A 20,986-nucleotide genomic window follows, 5' to 3' on the forward strand; every position below is an offset into this window, starting at 1 on the left:
TTCTCCTTTGGGTTAAGATCTCGTTTTATTCATTATAGCATTAAGCAGGTAGAAGGGGTAGAGTTCTGAATCTTTCTTAGTAAAAAGCTGAAATTCCTCTCAAAAAATGATAGAATAGGAAAAAGAAAACTTTGAGGATAGTATCTATGAAATTTTTAGAATTGAATAAAAAGCGACATGCTTACAAAACATTTAACGACAAGCCTGTCGATCTTAAAGATATTCGAACGGCGATTGAAGTGGCAACTTTGGCCCCTAGTGCTAATAATATCCAGCCCTGGAAGTTCGTCATTGTCAAAGAACGTAAGGCTCAACTGGCTGAACACATGTTTGGGGCCAATGCCAGTCAGGCTAATAGTGCTCAATATGTGGTAGCCCTTTTCACAGATACGGACTTGGGCAAGCGCTCACGCAAGATTGCAAGGGTTGGGATCAAGGACTTGCCAGAAGAGTTTTTGGAGCATTTTATGCGCACCTTGCCAGCTCGCTTCAGCCAATATGACGAGCAAACCAAGAGTGATTATCTGGCCTTGAATGCAGGGCTTGTGGCCATGAATTTTGTTTTGGCTTTGACGGATCAGAAAATAGCCAGCAATATTATTCTAGGATTTGATAAGACAAAGGTCAACGAGGTGCTAGATATCGACAGCCGTTTCCGTCCAGAACTCTTGATCACGGTTGGTTACAGCGACGACAAACCAGAGCCGAGCTACCGCCTGCCTGTTGATGAGGTGATTGAGCACCGTTAAGAGGATAGGTGAGGCGACATCTGTGTCTCTGGGGCACAGCCAGTAAACAGCTCAGCTATTTTCCAAAAACAAGACCAAGCTAGCCCTATTGAGTGGGAAAGAGTATTTGTAAACAAGATAAGGAGAAGACATGACGATTAACTTTCAAGCAGAAGTAGAGAAACGTAAAGACGATCTTTTGGCGGATTTGACCGCTATCCTCAGCATCAAGTCTGAGCGTGAAGACGACAAAATCTCGCCGGAGCATCCATTTGGACCTGGTCCAGTCCGTGCGCTGGAGCATTTCTTGGCCATGGCGGAGCGTGACGGTTACCCGACAACCAATGTTGACAACTATGCTGGACACTTTGAGTTCGGCGAGGGGGATGAGGTGCTGGGCATCTTTGGACACTTGGATGTGGTGCCTGCAGGTTCGGGTTGGGACACTGACCCTTACACGCCAGTGATTAAGGACGGTCGCCTCTACGCCCGTGGCTCGTCTGATGATAAGGGACCAACCATGGCCTGCTACTACGGCCTCAAAATCATCAAGGAACTGGGCTTGCCGACTTCTAAAAAAGTCCGCTTTATCGTCGGGACGGATGAAGAGTCTGGCTGGGCGGATATGGATTATTATTTCGAGCATGTGGGGCTGCCCCTGCCTGATTTTGGCTTTTCACCTGACGCGGAGTTTCCGATTATCAACGGTGAAAAAGGCAACATCACGGCCTATCTTCACTATGCTGGGAACAATGGCGGAGCAGTGACCTTGCTCAGTTTCCAAGGCGGTCTTCGGGAGAACATGGTGCCTGAGTCAGCCACCGCAGAGCTGACAGGTCTTGACTTGGCAAGGGCTCAGGCGGCCCTTGCGGACTTCCTGTCTGCCCACCCAGAGGTTCGTGGTGAGGTTGCAGGTGACGATCGGCTGACCATCACCATCCATGGCAAATCAGCCCACGGATCAACCCCAGAAGAGGGTGTTAACGGTGCGACCTATCTGGCTAAATTCCTGACCCAGTTTGACTTGGCAGGTGCCGCTAAAGACTACATCACTATCATTGCGGATAAACTTCATCAAGATTTCTTGGCGGTCAATTTAGGAGTCGCTCATAGCGATGAGCGCATGGGTGACTTGAGCATGAACGCTGGTGTCTTTAGCTTTGAAGCTGACCAAGCAGACAACACCATCGCCCTCAACTTCCGCTATCCGAAAGGCACCGATCCAGAAACCATCAAGGCTCAGCTGGAACAGCTGGCAGCTGTTGAGAAAGTAACCCTGTCAGACCACGGTCACGTGCCACACTACACCCCGCTGGAAGACCCACTGGTGCAGACGCTGCTGTCTGTTTACGAGAAGCAAACCGGTCTCAAGGGGCATGAAATGGTTATCGGTGGTGGCACCTTTGGCCGTCTGCTCAAACGTGGGGTCGCTTATGGCGCCATGTTCCCAGATTCCATCAACACCATGCACCAAGCGAACGAGTTTATGGCGCTGGATGATATTTTCCGCTCAGCAGCCATCTACGCAGAAGCTATTTATGAGTTGATTAAATAGACCTGTGCTTTAAAAAGTGGCTCATCTTGCCCCGAATGTGGAAAATTGTGCTAAAACGGTGAGTCATCAAAATCATTGCGTAAAGCACTTTTATATCAGTATTTAGAAGATAGTTGTTAGGTTGGCGCAAACAGGTCGTCGAAACCTCAGTGAACTACTATTAAGCAGACGAAATGAATATATCCTGAGGTTGAGAGTGTTTCTCAACCTCTTTAACTAAAGAGGTGGGTGCTTTGATTAACCAAGACATGTTAACAAAAGAGATTATGGCTGATCCTGCAAACAAGTCTTATACAGACCTTGGGATTACTCCCTTGTTTGAGGCACCAGAAACAGCTAAAATTTTAATCATTGGACAAGCGCCAGGGCAAAAGACTCAAGAAGCAGGTGTCTGTTTCAAGGATCGTTCAGGAGACCGCTTGAGAAACTGGCTGGGTGTCGATGAAGAGACTTTTTATCAGTCGGGATATTTTGGGATCTTACCCATGGATTTTTATTTTCCAGGTAAGGGAACGTCTGGAGATTTACCACCTAGGCCTGATTTTGCGGCCAAATGGCATCCTAAACTACTAGCTCTCATGCCCCAGGTAGAACTCATTTGCCTAGTGGGAATCTATGCTCAAAAAGCCTACCTGGACTTGCCACTGAAAGCCAGTCTGACCCAGACCGTTCAAGCCTACCAAGCATTTGGACCACTTTATTTTCCCTTGGTGCATCCATCTCCGCGTAATCAGATTTGGATGGCCAAAAATCCCTGGTTTGAAACAGATGTTTTGCCAGCTCTAAAAGAGCGGGTTAAGAAGGTATTAAGCACGTGTCCTAGCCTTTAAGAATTTTAAAGGCCACCATAAAAAATCTCTATTGGACGCTTCTTTTTCTCTATGATAAGATAGGACTATCATGAAAGAGGAGGAGACAGCCATGAAGCCCGTTATTGTTGGAATCACAGGAAATGAAAAGGAAATCCCAGCTATGTCAGGAATCACTTATGATGCTGTTCCGCGCTCTTTATCAGAAGCAGTGAAGACAGCCGGAGGAGTTCCAATCATTCTTCCCTTGGGAACACCTGATTTAGCACCTGCCTACATTGCAATGATTGACAAATTGGTCCTGTCAGGTGGCCAGCATGTCGATCCGCACTATTATGGGGAAGAAAAATTAGTGGATAGTGAAGATTATTCCCCAGAGCGAGATGAATTTGAGTTGGCCTTGATCAGGGAAGCGCTTAAGCAGAAAAAACCGATTTTTGCGGTTTGCCGAGGCATGCAACTCCTAAATGTTGCCCTTGGCGGTAGCCTGCATCAAGAAACGAAGGGACATTTACAGGACAAGTTACTTGGTACCCACCATCAGATTGATGTGGTGCCTAATACGAAGTTTTCGTCACTCTTGCAGTCGGGACTTAAGATCAATTCGATCCATAGTCAGAGCATTAAAGAATTGGCACCAGGTTTGACATTAACTGCTAGAGATCCAAGAGACGGGACCATTGAGGCTTACGAAGGTATTATCGGCTCTCCTGTAATCGGTTTGCAGTGGCATCCAGAATTTTTACTGGAAGATGGCCATCACAGTCGCCTTTTCCAATATCTGGTCCACAGCATGTAATTAATAGAATGTTAGGCTTGGCTTTATGGTCAGGTCTTTTTTCATGGTAATCGAACTCTCCGGTGTCGTGAAGTGGATTTTTAGGGCTAATACTCTTTGAAAATCACAGATAGCCGTTGTCAACTCGCTTCGATGAACCCCGGTGGCTATCATCAGCTTCCTTTTCTAGGCTAGATTGATTTTCTTTGAATAGAAGTAAATAGATAATAGACCCTTCTTTTTTTGAAAAAAGTTGTCACTATTGTTGGTTTGTGCTATAATGGGTTTAAAGAGATCAAACATATTTGACATAAGGAATGGAGATTTAAGAAGAAGGTAGCTTTTCTTGTTTTCAATGGTGGTGAACTAAGGAGGTGATACCTATGAAAACAATTCTAAAAAGGATACTGGTACTTAGCCTGACAGCAGGTATCTTGATCTTGGTTACTTATCAACAGCCAGAGGGAGTTAAGGCAGAGTCCTCAACCGTCAATTTAGTAACGACAGTATCTGGGACAACTTCGGACTATAGCGGAGCGGTCGATATGGCCATGCTGGATCAAAGTATTTCCAAACAGGTTAGCTTGCACACCTTGCGGCAGAAGATGACCCTTGGTGATGTCGACTTACAGCTGGCTATTCCTGTTCAACTCTATCAAGATGGTTCATTTAGGCAAATTAACACCATCCAATCCTGGCACTTGGTGGTAAAAGAAGCTCCTAGTGAGGCCTGGTTTGAAAGTCAGACGGTTAGTGTCTGGCCAGTAGGGGACCAATTGCCGACCACACGAATCCTTTATGCTGTCAATGGGACCTTAATGACCAAGGTCGCCCAGAGCGATGCAGGGCTCATGACCCAAGTCCTAGAGGCTGGTTTTAAATTTAGTCACGAGTCAGAAGGGTATGCCTATTACCGAATCCCTGTCAGTCAAAACGGTTCTATCCATTTGTACTAAAAAATTGTCCAACAAGGTCTCAGCTTCGGCTGGCCTTTTTAATTTTGAGACTAATCCCCCCTGGAAAAATTCGAAACTAGATTTCTTGCTTATCAGATATGATTAGGATATAATAGAGTCTATTCGTGTTCAGCTTTGGGCTTTCGATCTGGTCTATAAGACAGATCGGCTAGCCTAGTGTTTAAAGGTATCGGATGTTTTTGCTTAATGGAGAACGGGTTGGGCAAAATAAAGATCATTTGTTCTAAAAGCTATGATTAAGCAAGAAGCCAGTTAATTAGTTGCTTAGGGGGTGACTATGGCTTTCCTGTTTGAGTTTATGACTCATTTACACTATTAACTAGAGGAGGCAGTCAGTATGACGGCAAAATTAACAAAAAAAGATTACCTATTTATAGGTTCTATGCTATTTGGGATTATGTTTGGGGCGGGGAATTTGATTTTTCCGGTCTTTATGGGACAGGAAGCGGGGGCAGCGGTTTGGCCTGCTGTGATCGGCTTTCTTCTCTCTGCTATTGGGTTTCCGTTTTTAGCTATTGTCGGCATGGCTTTGACCAGGAGCAACAGTGTTTACGAGCTTGCTTCGAGGGTTAGTAAGGGATATGGCCGTTTCTTTACCATTTTGCTTTACCTTGTGATTGGGCCCTTTTTTGCCATTCCACGCTTAGCGAGCACTTCTTTTCAGATTGGTCTGGTTCCTTTTGTTAGTCAAGAGCATCATCAGCTAGCCTTAGCAATCTACTCGATCTTTTTCTTTGGTCTGGCCTTCTTGCTCTCTAGGCAATCTGGTCAGTTGCTGGCCTATGTCGGTAAATGGCTCAATCCTATTTTCCTAATCGTTCTGGGAGTCCTGTTGACGATGGTAGTTCTTTCACCTATGGGGAGCAGTAGTCAGATGGCCGTTCAAGAAGCTTATAGGATCAGCCCCTTGGCCAAAGGATTTTTGGATGGGTACAATACTCTCGATGTTTTAGCAGCTTTGGCCTTTGCGATTGTGGTTATTTCAGCACTTAAGCGTTTGGGAGTCACAGAACCTAAACAACTAGCTTCTGATATGGTTAAATCTGGGTCAATTAGCATGGTGTTGATGGCTGTCATCTATGCCCTTTTAGCCTATGCAGGGGCCACCAGTTTGGGACAATTTTCACTGGCTGCTAATGGCGGTGATGCTTTGGCACAGATTGCAGCCCATTATCTAGGAACTGTTGGCAATGGTTTACTGGCCTTGATTGTCTTCTTTGGATGTTTAAAAACAGCAGTTGGCCTATTGACGGCCTTCTCAGAGACCTTTGCTGAGATGTTTCCCTCCATCTCCTACCAGAGTTTTCTCATTGTGACGACCATTTTCCCTGCGATTTTTGCTAATGTTGGCCTGACTAATATCATTGCCTATTCAATTCCAGTTCTAATGTTTCTCTACCCCTTAGCTATTGTCTTGGTGATGTTAGCGCTGCTGGAAAAATGGCTCAAAGGAAACTCGGGTGTTTACCGTTGGACCATTGGTTTTACGCTTTTGCCAGCTATTCTAGATGGCTTAGTAGCTTCGCCTTGGAATTCAGCCAGTTGGATCGAGCAACTCTCAAGTCTAGCAGCAGCTAAACTACCGTTTTATACGATTGGAATGGGTTGGGTTCTTCCTGCCTTGTTGGGGTTGGCTCTGGGCGTTTTGTTCCACCATCAACAAATTAAAAAGGCCAGTGTGTAGCTTAATTTTTGAAAAAGACGTTAAAAGAGGATGGTAACTTAGGTTCCGTCCTTTTAGTAAGCTTCCTGGAAAGGTTTGTGGTATTGGAATTGCCATTTTTTCTTCAATAGCACTTAGGGAGATAGCTTTTTATAATCGTTCATATCCATAAGTGAAGCACGTATGGACTGGGATCAAACGCCTTAAGTACTATGCAAATTTCAAGGGTTTGCCATAAGGTCAATCTCTTGCGGCTATTTCAGAACATTTACAATGACTCAGGGGGAGTGTTAGACAGTTTGGATTTAGGCTGTCGAAGCTGATTTCCTAGAAATGAAGCGTAAACACTGCGGAGTGTATCGGTTTTGCCGTCTCTGTGAACCATTGCTTAGCTTCTCTACTGGCAATCCATCACCTGAATGTTATCTTTGTTCTCTTTTGAATCCAAAAATAGCTTAAGAAGTGCGATAAAAGTCACTTTTTAACTATGCAAAGTCACGTAGTCGTGAGGCGGACTATTTGAAGTTGCTGATAACGCTGACGTGGTTGTATCAAAAAAGTTACGGTTATTGTTGCAGTTGAGCGACATCAACGGCAACTCGTTTGTAAATTAACGTTTCAGATGAACCTTGAGACAGGAGGATTGCTAGAAGGTTTTTTCATGATTTAGAGCTCTTTCCATGTTTTTTAGAAATGAAAGTTGTCATAGAGCATTGCTAAAAAAAGAACTTTCTGCTATACTAATCAGGTTAATGAAAAGGAGTGAAACTGATGGAAACTTTACCAAATTGTCCGCAATGCCAATCGCCCTATACCTACGAAGACGGTGCTTTGTTGGTCTGTCCAGAATGTGCCTACGAGTGGGATCCTCAGGAAGTGACTGAAGAAGCAGGCTTGATAGTCAAAGATAGTAATGGCACGCTTTTGCAAGATGGCGATACGGTCACTGTGATCAAGGATTTAAAAGTTAAGGGGATGCCCAAAGATATCAAGCAGGGAACTCGTGTTAAGAACATTCGCTTAGTCGCAGGCGACCATAATATTGACTGTAAGATTGATGGTTTTGGTGCCATGAAGCTCAAATCGGAATTTGTGAAAAAAATCTAGCTATGAAAAAAGGACTACTTTTTTATCGTATTTTGCTCATCATGTTAGCTTTTTTAGGGGTTTACCTAGAGGTTGCTAAGTATGGTGGTCATATGTTTATGTATTATACAGTGCTTTCAAATGCTTTGGTTCTGGGGTTTATGCTTTACCTGGTCTATTTGATGCTAACACAGTCAGAGTCAGTCTGGGCTTCGAATAAGGTTTTGCGCTTGAAGGCTGGAGTGACCATGGCCATCATGATTACTCTGGTGATTTACCATATTTTATTGGCGCCGATTGCTGATAACTTTTGGCGGTTGGAGAATATTCTCTGCCATTATCTGGTGCCTGCGCTCATGTTTTTAGACACTTTGGTGGTTGATCGGCAAAGGCAGTATAGAGCTTACGACCCGATTCTTTGGGCCGTGACACCCTTGGTTTACTGTATTTTTGCCTTATTTAATGGGCTTGTCACCAAGATTCCTATCCCAGATGCCAAGGATAGTCCCTTTCCTTACTTTTTTGTGAATGTTACCAAGTATGGCTGGCCTTATGTTGGCCGCATGATTGCAATCATTTGCCTAGCCTATATTCTTGCTGGTTACTTGCTTTACGGTATCAAGCAAATCAAACGGAAATAATACAGCAACCTTGCTAGAAATTTATCTGGCAAGGTTTTTAAGTCGGTAGAACTTACGAAGAACAGAATGGTGTTTTAGAACTTAACAGAAGTATTGCCATCCCAAGGTCATATTCTTTGAAAATCAAAGCCAGTTGTTATCAACTCGCTGCGAAAACTCCAGTTCTATCATCAGTTTCGTTGCCTAGGCTATTATTGATTATCAATCTATTTTTTACCCGACATATTTGTGAGGAGAAAGTTTGTTTGCAGGTAACACTTTTCCATATATGCCGTGTGATTTTCAGATTAGCGCTTGCAAAAAGAGGCTGATTTGTTATAATGTGTTTACAAAAGAAGGACAGGCTCATCTACTCAAAGAGAGTCTGTAGAGAGGAACGTTATGAAAGCGAAAGAGATTATTGATGGGATGACCATGAAACGGGCAATCACTCGGATTACCTACGAGATTATTGAGCGCAATAAAAATCTAGATCAATTGGTCTTAGCCGGTATCAAGCGTCGAGGCGTGCATTTGGCCCAAAGAATTCAAGCGAGGTTGCTTGAATTAGAAGGGATTGAGGTGCCTTTGGCTGCTCTTGATACCAAGCCTTTTCGGGATGATTTTAAGGTAGAAGAAGACACGACTGAAGTAGCGACTGACATTAATGATCGTGATGTGATTTTGATAGATGACGTGCTCTACACTGGACGGACGATTCGTGCAGCTATTGATAATCTGGTTAGTCTTGGTCGCCCGGCACGTGTTAGTTTAGCCGTTTTAGTGGATCGTGGCCACCGGGAATTACCGATTCGGCCGGACTACGTAGGCAAAAACATTCCAACCAGTCGGGCAGAAGAAATTATTGTCAAGGTGACTGAAGTTGACGGGGAAGATGCTGTCTACCTTCTGGCGGCAGATTAGGTCGTTTACTAGGCGTTTCGTTTGTTTGGAGCAAGCCATCAAGGGCTTGCTTTTTCTACCTGACAGAAAGGTTTTACTGGGATGAAAAACGATATCGTCATCACGACAAGTTTTAAGTTGGCTGAGGAGAAGTTGAAGGAAGCAAAAAACTTGGCTGAAGAGCTAGAGATCCCTTATATTGCTCGCCAAAAACAGGGGCTTATGAAAGTGATAGGTGAAAAAGAAGGGGCGCTGGTCCTTTATAGAGAACGCTTGGTGTACCAGGATAGAAGTGGTCAAGTCTTCTTTTTTCATCCTGATACGGCTACGCTGAGATTGAAGGCGGATCGTGATCCCCTTTTAGAATTAGTCGGTCAGACTCCCAAGAAGGTGTTGGATTGTACCATGGGGTTAGCAACCGATAGCTTAGTCTTGGCTGGTGGAGGACACCTTGTGACTGCTTTAGAATCCCAATGGTTGACCTATACTGTTGTGCGCTACGGTTTGGAAAATGGGAGCTATGCTGACGGGATCTTAAATCAAGCGATGTCAAGGTTACAGGTTCTTCATACGGAGAGTTTGGCGTATTTGCAAGCCCAGGAGAGCAGTAGTTTTGATGTGATTTATTTTGATCCCATGTTTTCTGAAACTATTCCAGAATCTGACAACCTCAGAAGCTTGGCTTCTTTGGCTAATTATGGTCCCCTGACGGAAGAACTCTTAACAGAAGCCAAACGAGTAGCTAGAGAGAAAATTATCTTCAAGGGACATTTTCGAGATCAGACTTTTGAAACGTTGGGCTTTAAGCGTCATGTTCGTCCCAATCAGAAATTTCACTATGGAGAAATTGTATTAGGCGAGACCTAGGAATTGATCAGGATGAGAGAGAAAGAAAGATTACTGTCCATAAAAATCATTTTGGCTTCTCGGTTGAATTTTGAGAGACTTTTATCTCTCTATCAGGCTGAAGGAATGGTTGGCTAGCTTCCGGGAATAAGGAACTGGTATTCTTTCTGATAGACAGTAAGCTTAAATTTGTAGGGATGTGATTTTAAACTAGTAAGTATTAGGGCACGTTTTCCTCGCGATGGGACATGATTAACTAGAGAGTAAAAGGTGTAGGCTGGGACCAAGGTGCTAGTCTACACCTTTTATGATAGCCAAGTAGTCCAGGGAGACCCTTGGTTTAGGGTTGCTGTTGGTGCTTGCGTTAGTGCCAATGAACCGTCTGATGGGGTGGATTTATGCGTTCGTGCCTTCTAGCAAGAGTGGCGAGTTTTATCGTTCAAGCTCCTAAAGGGTTCACGGTTAAGTGTTCAACTGAAGCCATTCAGCCGCTTTTGATGAATGACCGAGTGGCGTCACTTTTTACATGTTTTAATCTGGTCTATAGAGGTCTTTTGTGGCTCTTCTAGGCAGAAAAGCACAATAGTTCAGCAGCACTCAAGTAATGAACATCAGAACCGAGGGATTGAAGCAGGCTGTTGAACGCCAAGACAGTGTGATGAGCTAGTATTTTTTGAAGTTTTTTGAAAGAATTTGACAAAAAATGATTGACATCAGCATTGATTTTGGTATAATAGTTGCTGTAATCGATTTCAGGAGGTGACGAATATTCTCAAAACGGAGCGTAAACAGCTGATTTTGGAAAAAATTGCGGTCGATCAGGTCGTCAGTCTGGAAAATTTGGTCAGCTTGTTGGAAACTTCAGAATCAACGGTTCGAAGGGATTTGGACGAGTTGGAACGGGCAGGAAAATTGCGGCGTGTTCATGGTGGTGCAGAGAGTCTTCTGCCGCTAGGGCGCGAACTTAGCAATCTGGAAAAATCTGTCAAAAACATTCAAGAGAAGCAAAAAATTGCCCAAAAGGCGGCAAATTTAATTGAGGAGACAGATGTTTTTTTTATTGATGCCGGAACAACGACTAGGCTTTTGATAGAAGCATTGGCTAAGCAGGAGTTGAGAGAGGTTACTGTTGTGACGAATTCGATTCATCATGCGGCTGTTCTGGTTGAAAATGGGCTTAGGACTATTATCGTTGGCGGGCTGGTTAAGGAGCGCACAGATGCCAGCATCGGTAGCTTTGCCTTGGAGCAAATTAGGAGCCTTAACTTTGACAAGGCCTTTATCGGCATGAACGGTGTAGACAAGGATTACCTAACGACTCCAGACCCGGAAGAGGCTCTGATCAAGCAGACCATTATTGCAAATGCAAAGGAAACCTTTGTTTTGGCGGATGCTTCCAAACTTGGTCAATATGCGTTTGTGAAAGTGGCAGAGGTCGGTAAGGTGTCTTTGATTACCAATCAGGGCGATCAGGCCATTCTCCAAGAACTTAGAAAGAAAACGGGGGTGATTGAAGTATGATTTATACAGTCACGTTGAATCCTTCGATTGATTTTATCGTCAGGCTTGACCATGTTGAAGCTGGCGCTGTCAATCGAATGACCAGTGATGACAAATATGCAGGCGGCAAAGGTATCAATGTCAGCCGTATCTTGAAGCGTTTAGACATTGCGAACTCAGCTACGGGTTATATTGGTGGCTTTACGGGAGCCTTTATAGAGGATGTTTTGCGAGATGAGGGAATTCCGACCTGCTTTGTGAGGGTGGATGAGGATACTCGGATTAACGTCAAGATTAAAGCAGATCAAGAAACGGAAATTAATGGGACTGGTCCCTACATTTCAGAAACCAAGGTTCAGGAATTGTTAGATTTCTTAGATTGCCTAAAGGCTGACGATGTGGTTGTCTTTGCGGGGTCTGCGCCAGCTAATCTGGGGAATGCGATTTATAAGCCCTTGATCAGTAAGGTCAGATCTAGTGGTGCCCAAGTGGTTTGTGATTTTGAAGGACAGACGCTTTTGGATTCCCTAGCCTATCAGCCCCTTCTTGTCAAACCTAATAATCATGAGCTTGGCGCTATTTTTGGGCTAACTTTGACGGATTTGGAAGATATTGAGCATTATGCTAAAAAATTGCTGGAACAAGGTGCACAGCATGTCATCATTTCCATGGCAGGAGATGGCGCTTTATTGGTTACACCAGATGCGAGTTATTTTGCTAAACCTATCAAGGGGGAAGTTAAAAATTCTGTTGGAGCAGGTGACTCTATGGTTGCAGGTTTTACTGGCAAACTGGTTGAAACGAGCGATGTTTTGGAGGCCTTCAAATGGGGTGTTGCTTGTGGCACAGCCACTACTTTTTCAGATGATTTGGCGACAGCTGATTTCATCTTCGAAACATATCAAAAGGTTGAGGTAGAAAAACGATGAACATTCAAGATGTATTGAAAAAAGAGGTAATGTTGCTTGATCTTCAAGCCGTTACCAAGGAAGCTGCGATTGATGAGATGATCAGCAAGTTGGTAGAAGCAGGTGTTGTAACCGATTTTGAGACCTTCAAGGCTGGAATTATGGCGCGTGAAGCCCAGACATCTACTGGTTTAGGAGATGGCATTGCTATGCCTCATAGTAAAAATGCCGCCGTAAAAGAAGCAACGGTTCTCTTTGCAAAATCTAAAACTGGCGTGGATTACGCTAGTCTGGATGGTTTGCCAACAGATCTTTTCTTTATGATTGCTGCTCCAGAAGGTGCGAATGACACCCATTTGGCTGCTTTGGCACAATTGTCCCAATTCTTGATGAAAGATGGCTTTGCAGACCGTTTGCGTAACGCCCAGTCAGCAGATGAAGTAGCCTCTCTTTTCTCGGATGAAACGGCTACGCCAGCTGTAGCAATGTCTACTTCAACGGTTAATGCAGATGACTTTATCGTGGCAGTAACAGCTTGCACAACGGGTATCGCTCATACCTTTATGGCAGAAGAGGCCCTTAAAAAGACGGCTACTGAAATGGGAATTGGCATTAAGGTTGAAACCAATGGTGCTTCTGGTGTCGGCAATGCACTAACGGCTGCGGATATTGCTAAAGCTAAAGCGGTTATTGTGGCAGCTGACAAGGCAGTTGAAATGGAACGTTTTGATGGCAAACCTTTGGTAAACCGTCCTGTCGCAGATGGCATTCGCAAGACTCAAGAACTAATTGAATTAGCTCTTTCAGGCAATGCTCCAATTTATAAGGCTAATCAAGCGACTAAGTCTGATGCAGTGACGGATAAACCTTCTGTTGGTGGTTCTTTCTACAAACACTTGATGAGTGGGGTTTCTCAGATGTTACCATTCGTTATTGGCGGCGGCATCATGATTGCCTTAGCCTTCCTTTTTGATAACATTATGGGAGTGCCGCAAGACAGCTTAGGAAGTCTTGGTTCCTACCACGAATTGTCTTCCATCTTTATGAAAATCGGTCAGGCGGCTTTTGGGTTCATGTTGCCAGTATTTGCGGGCTATGTTGCTTATTCTATTGCTGAAAAACCTGGTCTAGTTTCAGGGTTTGTAGCCGGTGCCATTGCTTCAAGCGGTCTAGCTTATGGCAAGGTAGAATTTGGTGCGGCAACGAGTGACATTCCTGCAGCGGTTTCTTCAGGTTTCTTGGGAGCACTTGTGGGTGGCTTCCTTGCAGGGTATATCGTCCTTGGCTTGAAAAAAGTGATTAAAGTACCGCGTTCTTTGGAAGGGGCTAAGTCAATTTTGCTCTTACCACTCTTAGGTGTGATGCTGACAGGACTTGCCATGCTCTTTGTTAATATTCCGATGGCAGCCATTAACACCGCTCTAAATAATTTCTTGACGGGTTTGTCTGGTAGCTCTGCTATTCTTCTGGGGCTTCTTGTAGGTGGGATGATGGCCGTTGATATGGGTGGCCCTGTTAACAAAGCAGCCTATGTGTTTGGGACAGGAACCTTGGCGGCGACTGTTGCCAATGGTGGTTCTGTGGTTATGGCGGCTGTTATGGCTGGTGGGATGGTTCCACCGTTGGCAGTCTTTATCGCAACACTGCTCTTTAAAGATAAGTTTACGCAAGAAGAACGTGATTCGGGTTTGACCAACATTGTAATGGGGCTTTCCTTCATCACGGAGGGTGCTATTCCGTTTGCAGCAGCAGACCCAGGTCGTGCTATTCCAAGCTTTATCGCAGGATCTGCTCTAGCTGGTGCTTTGGTTGGTTTGTCAGGAGTCAAACTGATGGCGCCACATGGTGGTATCTTCGTTATTGCGTTAACTAGCAACCCGATTCTCTATTTGGCCTATGTCCTAATTGGTGCTCTGGTCTCAGGTTTCCTCTTTGGATACCTTCGCAAAACAAATTAAGCATTCGATCAAAAGCAGTAAGTTTCCATGGAGGGGCTTGCTGCTTTTTAGCCTCTTGATCTGATTTGCCTTTGAATTTTCCTAGTCGTTCAACCTTGCTAACAGAATAAACGCATGAAGAAAATCATCTATTGAAAAAGTTTTGAAAATACCAAAAGTCCAAATTTTTAGGTGTTTTATGAGATTATACTCAAAAATATTTGACTTCTTTTCTATAAATAGCTCTTGAAAAGATTGCTTTCTATGACTATTGTCCTTGACTCCCTAACTTTTCAGAATAAATTTTTGTATTTCAGAAATTGATTGGAACTTTTTCTTCATGCGTTTGGCGTGCCTTGGTAACTTTATCGGTAGAAAAATAATGGGTTTATATGGTATAATAGTAAAAGTTTAATTGTATTTTATGAGGGAGTAAACATGGAGATCAAACGTAAGCAAGAAATTGTCAATCAGTATCATTTTGATGCGAGAAATACTGAATGGGAGCAAAAAAATGGAGTACCAAAGACTAAGGTAGAGGTGAATTTCCATCTGTTGAAACAGGATTACGAAGCTAATTCAACGCATTTGGTAGCAGTTGTTCGTTTTATGGTAGTCTTCAAAGATTTTGTGGTTTCTGGTGGGATTTCACAGGAAAATGAAGTAATCGGACGTGTGGTGGATCAGCCGGGAGATTATAGCCAAGAAGAGATTCAAGAAATTTCAGCTCCGGTACTTGACATGTTGAGGCGTTTAACCTATGAAGTGACAGAAATTGCCTTTGATGCACCAGGAATAAACTTAGAGTTTTAGAGAGAGTATTTATGAAAGTAGCTGTAATAACAGATTCATCAGCTTATTTACCTGCTGAGTTGAAAGATAGAGAGAACTTTTTTGTCCTTGATATCCCTATTACCATCCAAGGCGAGACTTATGTTGAAGGGGTCAACCTAACAACGGAAGATTTTTATGCTAAAATGGCGGCTAGTCCAGAGTTACCAACGACCAGTCAACCCAGCGTGGCGGCGTTAGACGACATTTTATCTGCCTTGCCAGAGCAGGGTTACACTCATGTGATTGGTCTGTTTCTCTCTAGTGGGATTTCGGGCTTTTTCCAAAATATCCAATATTTGATAGAAGAACACAGTGACCTGACCATTGCTTTCCCAGATACTAAGATTACTGCGACGCCATTAGGTGTCATGGCGCGTAATACATTAAACTGGGTTGAGGCAGGTCTTGACTTTGAAACGATTTTAGATAAGTTGCAACAGATGATCGAGCAGACGACGGCCTTTATTATGGTAGATGATCTCAAACACTTGGTTAAGGGGGGGCGTCTGTCTAATGGTTCTGCTATTCTTGGGACGCTTTTGTCCATCAAGCCTATTCTCTATTTTAATGATGAAGGGGTCATCACGGTATATGAGAAGGTTCGCACGGAGAAAAAGGCAGTGAAGCGCTTGGTTGAGATTCTACAAGAGAATACGGGTGGTGGTGACTATGAAGTTTATATCCTCCATACCAATGCCCTTGAAAAAGCGCAGCACTTGCAAGAATTATTGACCGTGCTAGGTAAGACTACTCAGATTTCGCCGCTCAATAGTGTGATTGCGACCCATTTGGGAGAAGGTGCAGTCGCTATTGGCTATACCCCTATTGTGTAAGGAAATGATATGATTAAGGTTATTATTGCAGGATTTTTAGGCAAGATGGGGTCGACAGCTGTCCAGATGGTACAGGCTGACCCTGAGCTACAGTTGGTCGGTCTCTTGGACCCCTTTGCGACTGAGAAAGAGGTTGAAGGCGTGCCTGTCTTCACTGATAAGGCGGACTTGGTGGGTTTCTCTGCCGATGTTTGGGTGGACTTCACGACCCCTGCGGTCGCTTATGACAACACCCGCTTTGCTCTTGAGCAGGGATTTGCCCCTGTCGTAGGGACGACTGGCTTTACCGAGGCACAAATCGCCGAGCTGATTGACTTGTCTCGTCAGAAAAAGCTGGGTGGCTTGATTGCCCCTAACTTTGCGATTGGCGCCATCCTCTTGATGGAATTTGCCCAGAAAGCAGCCAAGTATTTCCCAGATGTGGAGATCATCGAGCTCCATCACGATAAGAAAAAAGATGCGCCGTCAGGCACAGCCATTAAGACCGCAGAGCTTCTGCGTGAGACCCGTCAAAGCAAGTCACAAGGGGCTGCTGACGAAGAGGAATTGCTGGCAGGAGCACGTGGGGCGGAAGTGGACGGCATGCGGATTCATTCCGTGCGCTTGCCAGGGCTCGTTGCCCATCAGGAAGTCATCTTTGGAGCACAGGGTGAGGGTCTGACCCTTCGCCATGATTCCTATGACCGTGTATCCTTTATGAGCGGGGTCAATATCGGGATTAAGGCTGTTGTCACGCGTGACCAACTTGTTTACGGATTAGAGACATTATTATGAGATTAACCAATCTGCCTTCTGAATTTCAGAAGGCTTTGCCGATTTTAGAGAAATTACAGGCGGCGGGCTACGAGGCTTATTTTGTGGGCGGTTCGGTGCGAGATGCGCTTCTTGAACGTCCGATCCACGATGTGGACATCGCCACCTCTGCCTACCCGCAGGAGGTCAAGAGCGTTTTTCCACGCACGGTTGATATTGGGATTGAGCATGGGACGGTGCTGGTCTTGGACGGTGAGACAGGCTATGAGGTGACGACCTTTCGTACGGAGGATGTCTATGTGGACTATCGCCGTCCGTCTGGTGTGACCTTTGTCCGCTCGCTGGAGGAGGACTTACTGCGGCGGGATTTCACGGTCAACGCCTTTGCCCTCGATAGCAGCGGTCAGATCATCGACCTCTTTGAGGGGCTGGCTGACCTTGACCACCGCCTGCTCCGTGCGGTAGGAGTGCCAGCCGAGCGCTTTCAGGAGGATGCCCTGCGGATCATGCGTGGCTTTCGCTTTGCAGCCAGCCTTGGCTTTACCCTTGAGCCTGCGACTTTTGAGGCAATGGCAGAGCTGGCACCCTTGCTCGCGAAGATTTCCGTGGAGCGGGTCTTCATCGAGTTTGACAAGCTCTTGATAGCTCCTCACTGGCGGGCTGGTCTGACCAGTCTGACAGTCAGCGGTGCCTATGACTATCTGCCTGATATGGCTGAAAAAGGAGCAGCGCTTGAGACCTTGCGTGATGACTTCACTGAGGACTATCAATTTACCAGCTCCGAACAGGCTTGGTCTGCTCTGCTATTAGCCCTAAACATCAGAGACGTCAAACCCTTCTTGAAAAAATGGAAAACCTCCAATGACTTTCAGAAAGCTGTCGACCAGCTAGTTTCTGCCTACCGTGAGCGTTTGAGTGCGGAGCCCAGTCGTCAGCTGGTCTACCGCTATGGTAAGGACTGCCTGCTTTTGGTGGAAGACCTCAGACAGGCCAAGGGCTTGTCCAGCCAGCCAGCGCTGATCCAGAAATTAGACGAGGTGCTCCCTATCCACTCCAAGCAAGACATGGCTATCACCGGGCGAGACCTGATCCAAGACTTCGGCATCACACCAGGTCCCCAACTGGGCGACATTCTGGACGAACTGGAACGAGCGATTGTGGCAGGGGAAGTGGAGAATGAGCGAAAATTACTAGAAGAAAAAATTAAGGAGATGCACTGGTGAGTGTTGGATTTGAAGTTGATTGTTTTTACTATACCATCGGAACAGCTGATTTTTTGAATAGCTTCTTTTCTACAGTTTTCGTTAAATTAGAATGCTCCAGATGGGGAAGTCGCTTTCCTATCCTCATGAATGACCTGTATCAAGGTGTCTTACCGAAAGAGAGCGTTTATAAGGCACAGGAAGAGCTAGCGACTATTAAGAAAGAACTCGAATTATTGCCGCCTTCTGAGATTGTATGGGATTTTGACGATTTATCCTTGACGCCACCATGGGGAGATAATATTAGTCCAGAGATAAGGACTATGGCAGATTACTTTGTAACAAGTGAAGGAGAAAATCTGTTATCTGTCTTAGATGAAGCCTTAAGAAAAGCTGTCACATTAAATGAAGCTGTAACGATTGTAAACATCTAGAAAGCAACACCTTATGTCAAACTTTATCATCGAACACTTAACCAAGTCTGTTGGGGACAAGACGGTTTTTCGGGACATCAGTTTTATCGTCCATGAGCTGGATCGGATTGGGCTGATTGGGGTCAATGGTACAGGCAAGACCACGCTCCTTGACGTTCTGTCGGGGCGGTCTGGCTTTGACGGCGACCGCTCGCCCTTTACCGCTGCCAAGGGCTACACCATCAGTTACCTGACCCAAGAGCCTGATTTTGACGACAGCAAGTCTGTCCTAGACACGGTTCTCTCGTCGGATTTAAGGGAAATGGCAGTGCTGAAACGCTATGAAGCTCTGCTATTGGACTACTCAGAAGAGAGCCAGAAAGAGCTGGAAAAGGTCATGGCAGAAATGGATGCGCTGGACGTCTGGTCAATCGAGAGCGAGGTCAAAACGGTCCTGAGCAAGTTAGGAATTACAGATTTGCAAGCCACCGTCGGCTCCCTGTCTGGTGGCCTGCGTCGTCGGGTTCAGCTAGCTCAGGTGCTCCTGTCAGACAGTGACCTCTTGCTTCTTGACGAGCCGACTAACCATCTGGACATCGATACCATCGCTTGGTTGACCACTTACCTGAAAACCAGTAAGAAAACAGTCCTCTTCATCACCCATGACCGCTATTTCTTGGACAATGTCGCCACCCGTATCTTTGAGTTGGCCAACAGTTCCCTGACCGAGTACCAGGGCAACTATCAGGACTATGTGCGCCTGCGGGCAGAACAGGACGAGCGAGAGGCGGCCAGTCTCCACAAGAAAAAACAACTCTACAAGCAGGAGTTGGAGTGGATGAGACGGCAACCCCAGGCACGTGCGACCAAGCAACAAGCTCGTATCAATCGCTTTCATGAGCTGAAAGGGAATTTGGCGACCACGACCACCAGTACAGAGTTGGACATCACCTTTGAAACCAGTCGGATTGGCAAGAAAGTCATCAATTTTGACCAGGTCAGCTTTAGCTACGGGGATAAGCCGATTTTGACTGATTTTGACCTGCTTATTCAGAACAAGGACAGGATTGGGATTGTCGGTGACAATGGGGTTGGCAAGTCAACCCTGCTCAACCTGATTAGCGGAGACTTGCAAGCCACTGCTGGGACTGTGGACATCGGCGAGACCGTTCGGGTCGGCTACTTCTCGCAAAATCTCAAAGATATGGACGAGAGCAAGCGTGTCATTAACTACCTGCAGGAGGTGGCAGACGAGGTTAAGACAACTGTCGGCACGACTAGCATTTCCGAGCTTTTGGAGCAGTTTCTCTTCTCTCGCTCAACTCATGGTACCCAGATTGCCAAGCTGTCTGGTGGCGAGAAAAAACGGCTCTATCTCTTGAAAATCTTGATTGAAAAGCCCAATGTCCTGCTCCTAGATGAGCCGACCAACGACCTTGATATCGCCACCTTGACGGTGCTGGAGAGTTTCTTGGCTGGCTTTGCTGGTCCTGTGATTACGGTCAGCCACGACCGCTATTTCCTTGACAAGGTGGCGACCAAGATTCTAGCTTTTGAGGCTGGCGGTGTCAGGGAGTTCTTCGGTAACTACACCGATTATCTGGATGAAAAAGCCTTTGAAGCTGACAGCTCTGCTATGGTCCAAAAAGTCGAAAAAACAAAGGCGGAGAAGGAAAAGGCTGAGCGTAAGCGCATGTCCTATTTCGAGAAGCAGGAGTGGGCGACCATTGAGGAGGAGATTGCCCAGCTGGAGGAGCGGATTACGGCTATTGAGGGTGAGATGGCGACCTGTGGAGCGGACTTCGCCCGCCTGTCCGACCTGCAGAAGGAGTTGGACGAGCAGAATGACCAGCTCCTTGCCAAGTACGAGCGCTATGAGTACTTGAGTGAGTTGGAGGGGTAGGAGATGGAACCTCAGTACCTCACCCCAACTGATAACTCTGCTGTTGCCCAACTCATCCGCTACTGTCTGGAAGACGAGAGCTTGGCTCTTTCTGGGACGGCTTATTTTGACCCGCAGTTGGATGGCTTGGCGAGTTATTATGCGGATTTGGAGCGAGCAGACTACTTTGTCCTAAAAGATGCTGGGCAAGTGGTTGCCTGCGGTGGTTTTGGTCCGATTTCAGAGACTGTTTGTGAGCTGCAAAAACTCTATGTAGACAAAAACTACCGTCGAAAAGGCTATGCCAGACAGCTCTTGGCACACATTGAAGACAAAGCGTTGCAAGCAGGGTATGAGCAGATGTACCTAGAAAGCTCGACAAAGCTAGCTGCTGCCCTCAAACTCTATGAGAAGATGGGCTACAGGCACCTCGCTCAGCCATTGATCCAAGAAACGGGACACTACCTGATGGATGTCTGGATGGTTAAACATCTGAGAAAAAAAGCAGAAACAATGAAAAACTAGAGGCCTATCCGTTATCTAATTGATGTCATTATCAGCAGTGGTTCTTCTTTTGTGAATTAAATAAACAACAAGCAGACTGCTGTGAAACGGGCTCTTATGGGACTAGAACAATCCTATGCCATGCTAAAATCTGTCATACGTGTCAAATATTGAACTTTTCTCTGCCTTTTACACTGGTGAGAGAATGGCTGATGGTTTAGCAATGCGAGAGTATGAGAGTGTGTTTGATTGATT

The 20,986-nt window shown here is 45.5% G+C and carries 20 protein-coding genes; all 20 read left to right on the forward strand.

All coding sequences use genetic code 11. The features are described 5' to 3' along the window. Positions 1-146: 146 nt before the first annotated feature. The 20 genes from HF992_RS04210 to HF992_RS04305 all read left to right on the forward strand — a co-directional run bounded on the left by HF992_RS04210 (position 147) and on the right by HF992_RS04305 (position 20,752). Positions 147-749 carry a nitroreductase family protein gene (locus HF992_RS04210; protein WP_168548812.1) on the forward strand — a complete coding sequence of 201 codons (603 nt, stop codon included), beginning with the start codon at positions 147-149 and terminating at the stop codon, positions 747-749. Between the two features lie 130 nt (positions 750-879). Continuing rightward, a complete protein-coding gene (pepV, locus tag HF992_RS04215) occupies positions 880-2,283 on the forward strand; it encodes a dipeptidase PepV (protein ID WP_168548813.1) in 1,404 nt (467 codons plus the stop codon). 248 nt (positions 2,284-2,531) lie between these two features. Beyond that, on the forward strand, positions 2,532-3,113 hold the full coding sequence (locus HF992_RS04220; RefSeq protein ID WP_425505589.1) for a uracil-DNA glycosylase family protein: 582 nt from the start codon (positions 2,532-2,534) through the stop codon (positions 3,111-3,113). A gap of 91 nt (positions 3,114-3,204) precedes the next feature. Next, positions 3,205-3,891, forward strand: coding sequence for a gamma-glutamyl-gamma-aminobutyrate hydrolase family protein (locus HF992_RS04225; protein ID WP_168548815.1), 687 nt, complete (start codon positions 3,205-3,207; stop codon positions 3,889-3,891). Between the two features lie 362 nt (positions 3,892-4,253). Beyond that, a complete protein-coding gene (locus HF992_RS04230) occupies positions 4,254-4,826 on the forward strand; it encodes a hypothetical protein (RefSeq protein WP_168548816.1) in 573 nt (190 codons plus the stop codon). 358 nt (positions 4,827-5,184) lie between these two features. Then, the gene (gene brnQ / locus HF992_RS04235; RefSeq protein ID WP_168548817.1) at positions 5,185-6,531 is read left to right on the forward strand and encodes a branched-chain amino acid transport system II carrier protein; all 1,347 of its coding nucleotides are present in this window, start codon (positions 5,185-5,187) and stop codon (positions 6,529-6,531) included. A 750-nt stretch (positions 6,532-7,281) separates the two neighbouring features. Beyond that, positions 7,282-7,617: a zinc ribbon domain-containing protein YjdM gene (locus tag HF992_RS04240; RefSeq protein WP_168548818.1), complete on the forward strand. Its 336-nt coding sequence runs from the start codon at positions 7,282-7,284 to the stop codon at positions 7,615-7,617. A 2-nt stretch (positions 7,618-7,619) separates the two neighbouring features. Then, a complete protein-coding gene (locus HF992_RS04245) occupies positions 7,620-8,237 on the forward strand; it encodes a Pr6Pr family membrane protein (RefSeq protein WP_168548819.1) in 618 nt (205 codons plus the stop codon). Positions 8,238-8,618: 381 nt separating this feature from the next. Further along, positions 8,619-9,140, forward strand: a complete 522-nt coding sequence (gene pyrR / locus HF992_RS04250) for a bifunctional pyr operon transcriptional regulator/uracil phosphoribosyltransferase PyrR (RefSeq protein ID WP_168548820.1) — start codon at positions 8,619-8,621, stop codon at positions 9,138-9,140. 81 nt (positions 9,141-9,221) lie between these two features. Beyond that, a complete protein-coding gene (locus tag HF992_RS04255) occupies positions 9,222-9,986 on the forward strand; it encodes a class I SAM-dependent methyltransferase (RefSeq protein ID WP_168548821.1) in 765 nt (254 codons plus the stop codon). Positions 9,987-10,724: 738 nt separating this feature from the next. Further along, entirely contained in the window at positions 10,725-11,486 is a 762-nt protein-coding gene (locus tag HF992_RS04260; RefSeq protein ID WP_168548822.1) for a DeoR family transcriptional regulator, read from the forward strand. Then, complete coding sequence (pfkB, locus tag HF992_RS04265; protein ID WP_168548823.1) at positions 11,483-12,394, forward strand: 1-phosphofructokinase; 912 nt, start codon at positions 11,483-11,485, stop codon at positions 12,392-12,394. The genes HF992_RS04260 and pfkB overlap by 4 nt, the downstream gene beginning before the upstream one ends. Beyond that, positions 12,391-14,331, forward strand: coding sequence for a PTS fructose transporter subunit IIABC (locus HF992_RS04270; protein WP_168548824.1), 1,941 nt, complete (start codon positions 12,391-12,393; stop codon positions 14,329-14,331). Before pfkB ends, HF992_RS04270 begins: the two co-directional genes overlap by 4 nt. A gap of 417 nt (positions 14,332-14,748) precedes the next feature. Beyond that, positions 14,749-15,123: a DUF1149 family protein gene (locus HF992_RS04275; RefSeq protein ID WP_168548825.1), complete on the forward strand. Its 375-nt coding sequence runs from the start codon at positions 14,749-14,751 to the stop codon at positions 15,121-15,123. 11 nt (positions 15,124-15,134) lie between these two features. Beyond that, on the forward strand, positions 15,135-15,977 hold the full coding sequence (locus HF992_RS04280) for a DegV family protein (protein ID WP_168548826.1): 843 nt from the start codon (positions 15,135-15,137) through the stop codon (positions 15,975-15,977). Between the two features lie 9 nt (positions 15,978-15,986). Next, complete coding sequence (gene dapB, locus HF992_RS04285) at positions 15,987-16,751, forward strand: 4-hydroxy-tetrahydrodipicolinate reductase (RefSeq protein ID WP_168548827.1); 765 nt, start codon at positions 15,987-15,989, stop codon at positions 16,749-16,751. Then, positions 16,748-17,953 carry a CCA tRNA nucleotidyltransferase gene (locus HF992_RS04290; RefSeq protein WP_168548828.1) on the forward strand — a complete coding sequence of 402 codons (1,206 nt, stop codon included), beginning with the start codon at positions 16,748-16,750 and terminating at the stop codon, positions 17,951-17,953. Before dapB ends, HF992_RS04290 begins: the two co-directional genes overlap by 4 nt. Continuing rightward, positions 17,950-18,366, forward strand: coding sequence for an Imm70 family immunity protein (locus HF992_RS04295; protein WP_168548829.1), 417 nt, complete (start codon positions 17,950-17,952; stop codon positions 18,364-18,366). The genes HF992_RS04290 and HF992_RS04295 overlap by 4 nt, the downstream gene beginning before the upstream one ends. Positions 18,367-18,379: 13 nt before the next feature. Further along, entirely contained in the window at positions 18,380-20,248 is a 1,869-nt protein-coding gene (locus tag HF992_RS04300) for an ABC-F family ATP-binding cassette domain-containing protein (protein WP_168548830.1), read from the forward strand. Positions 20,249-20,251: 3 nt separating this feature from the next. Further along, the gene (locus HF992_RS04305; RefSeq protein WP_168548831.1) at positions 20,252-20,752 is read left to right on the forward strand and encodes a GNAT family N-acetyltransferase; all 501 of its coding nucleotides are present in this window, start codon (positions 20,252-20,254) and stop codon (positions 20,750-20,752) included. The last annotated feature ends 234 nt before the right edge of the window (positions 20,753-20,986 follow it).

Source organism: Streptococcus ovuberis, from assembly GCF_012396585.1.
GTDB classification, from domain to species: Bacteria; Bacillota; Bacilli; order Lactobacillales; family Streptococcaceae; genus Streptococcus; species Streptococcus ovuberis.

Coding starts and splice junctions, on each gene's coding strand:
- HF992_RS04280 (WP_168548826.1), top strand. CDS start 15,135: ATGAAAGTAGCTGTAATAACAGATTCATCAGCTTATTTACCTGCTGAG.
- HF992_RS04220 (WP_425505589.1), top strand. CDS start 2,532: ATGTTAACAAAAGAGATTATGGCTGATCCTGCAAACAAGTCTTATACA.
- HF992_RS04290 (WP_168548828.1), top strand. CDS start 16,748: ATGAGATTAACCAATCTGCCTTCTGAATTTCAGAAGGCTTTGCCGATT.
- HF992_RS04210 (WP_168548812.1), top strand. CDS start 147: ATGAAATTTTTAGAATTGAATAAAAAGCGACATGCTTACAAAACATTT.
- HF992_RS04275 (WP_168548825.1), top strand. CDS start 14,749: ATGGAGATCAAACGTAAGCAAGAAATTGTCAATCAGTATCATTTTGAT.
- HF992_RS04240 (WP_168548818.1), top strand. CDS start 7,282: ATGGAAACTTTACCAAATTGTCCGCAATGCCAATCGCCCTATACCTAC.
- pfkB (WP_168548823.1), top strand. CDS start 11,483: ATGATTTATACAGTCACGTTGAATCCTTCGATTGATTTTATCGTCAGG.
- pyrR (WP_168548820.1), top strand. CDS start 8,619: ATGAAAGCGAAAGAGATTATTGATGGGATGACCATGAAACGGGCAATC.
- HF992_RS04225 (WP_168548815.1), top strand. CDS start 3,205: ATGAAGCCCGTTATTGTTGGAATCACAGGAAATGAAAAGGAAATCCCA.
- HF992_RS04230 (WP_168548816.1), top strand. CDS start 4,254: ATGAAAACAATTCTAAAAAGGATACTGGTACTTAGCCTGACAGCAGGT.
- HF992_RS04245 (WP_168548819.1), top strand. CDS start 7,620: ATGAAAAAAGGACTACTTTTTTATCGTATTTTGCTCATCATGTTAGCT.
- dapB (WP_168548827.1), top strand. CDS start 15,987: ATGATTAAGGTTATTATTGCAGGATTTTTAGGCAAGATGGGGTCGACA.
- pepV (WP_168548813.1), top strand. CDS start 880: ATGACGATTAACTTTCAAGCAGAAGTAGAGAAACGTAAAGACGATCTT.
- HF992_RS04255 (WP_168548821.1), top strand. CDS start 9,222: ATGAAAAACGATATCGTCATCACGACAAGTTTTAAGTTGGCTGAGGAG.
- HF992_RS04300 (WP_168548830.1), top strand. CDS start 18,380: ATGTCAAACTTTATCATCGAACACTTAACCAAGTCTGTTGGGGACAAG.
- HF992_RS04270 (WP_168548824.1), top strand. CDS start 12,391: ATGAACATTCAAGATGTATTGAAAAAAGAGGTAATGTTGCTTGATCTT.
- brnQ (WP_168548817.1), top strand. CDS start 5,185: ATGACGGCAAAATTAACAAAAAAAGATTACCTATTTATAGGTTCTATG.
- HF992_RS04305 (WP_168548831.1), top strand. CDS start 20,252: ATGGAACCTCAGTACCTCACCCCAACTGATAACTCTGCTGTTGCCCAA.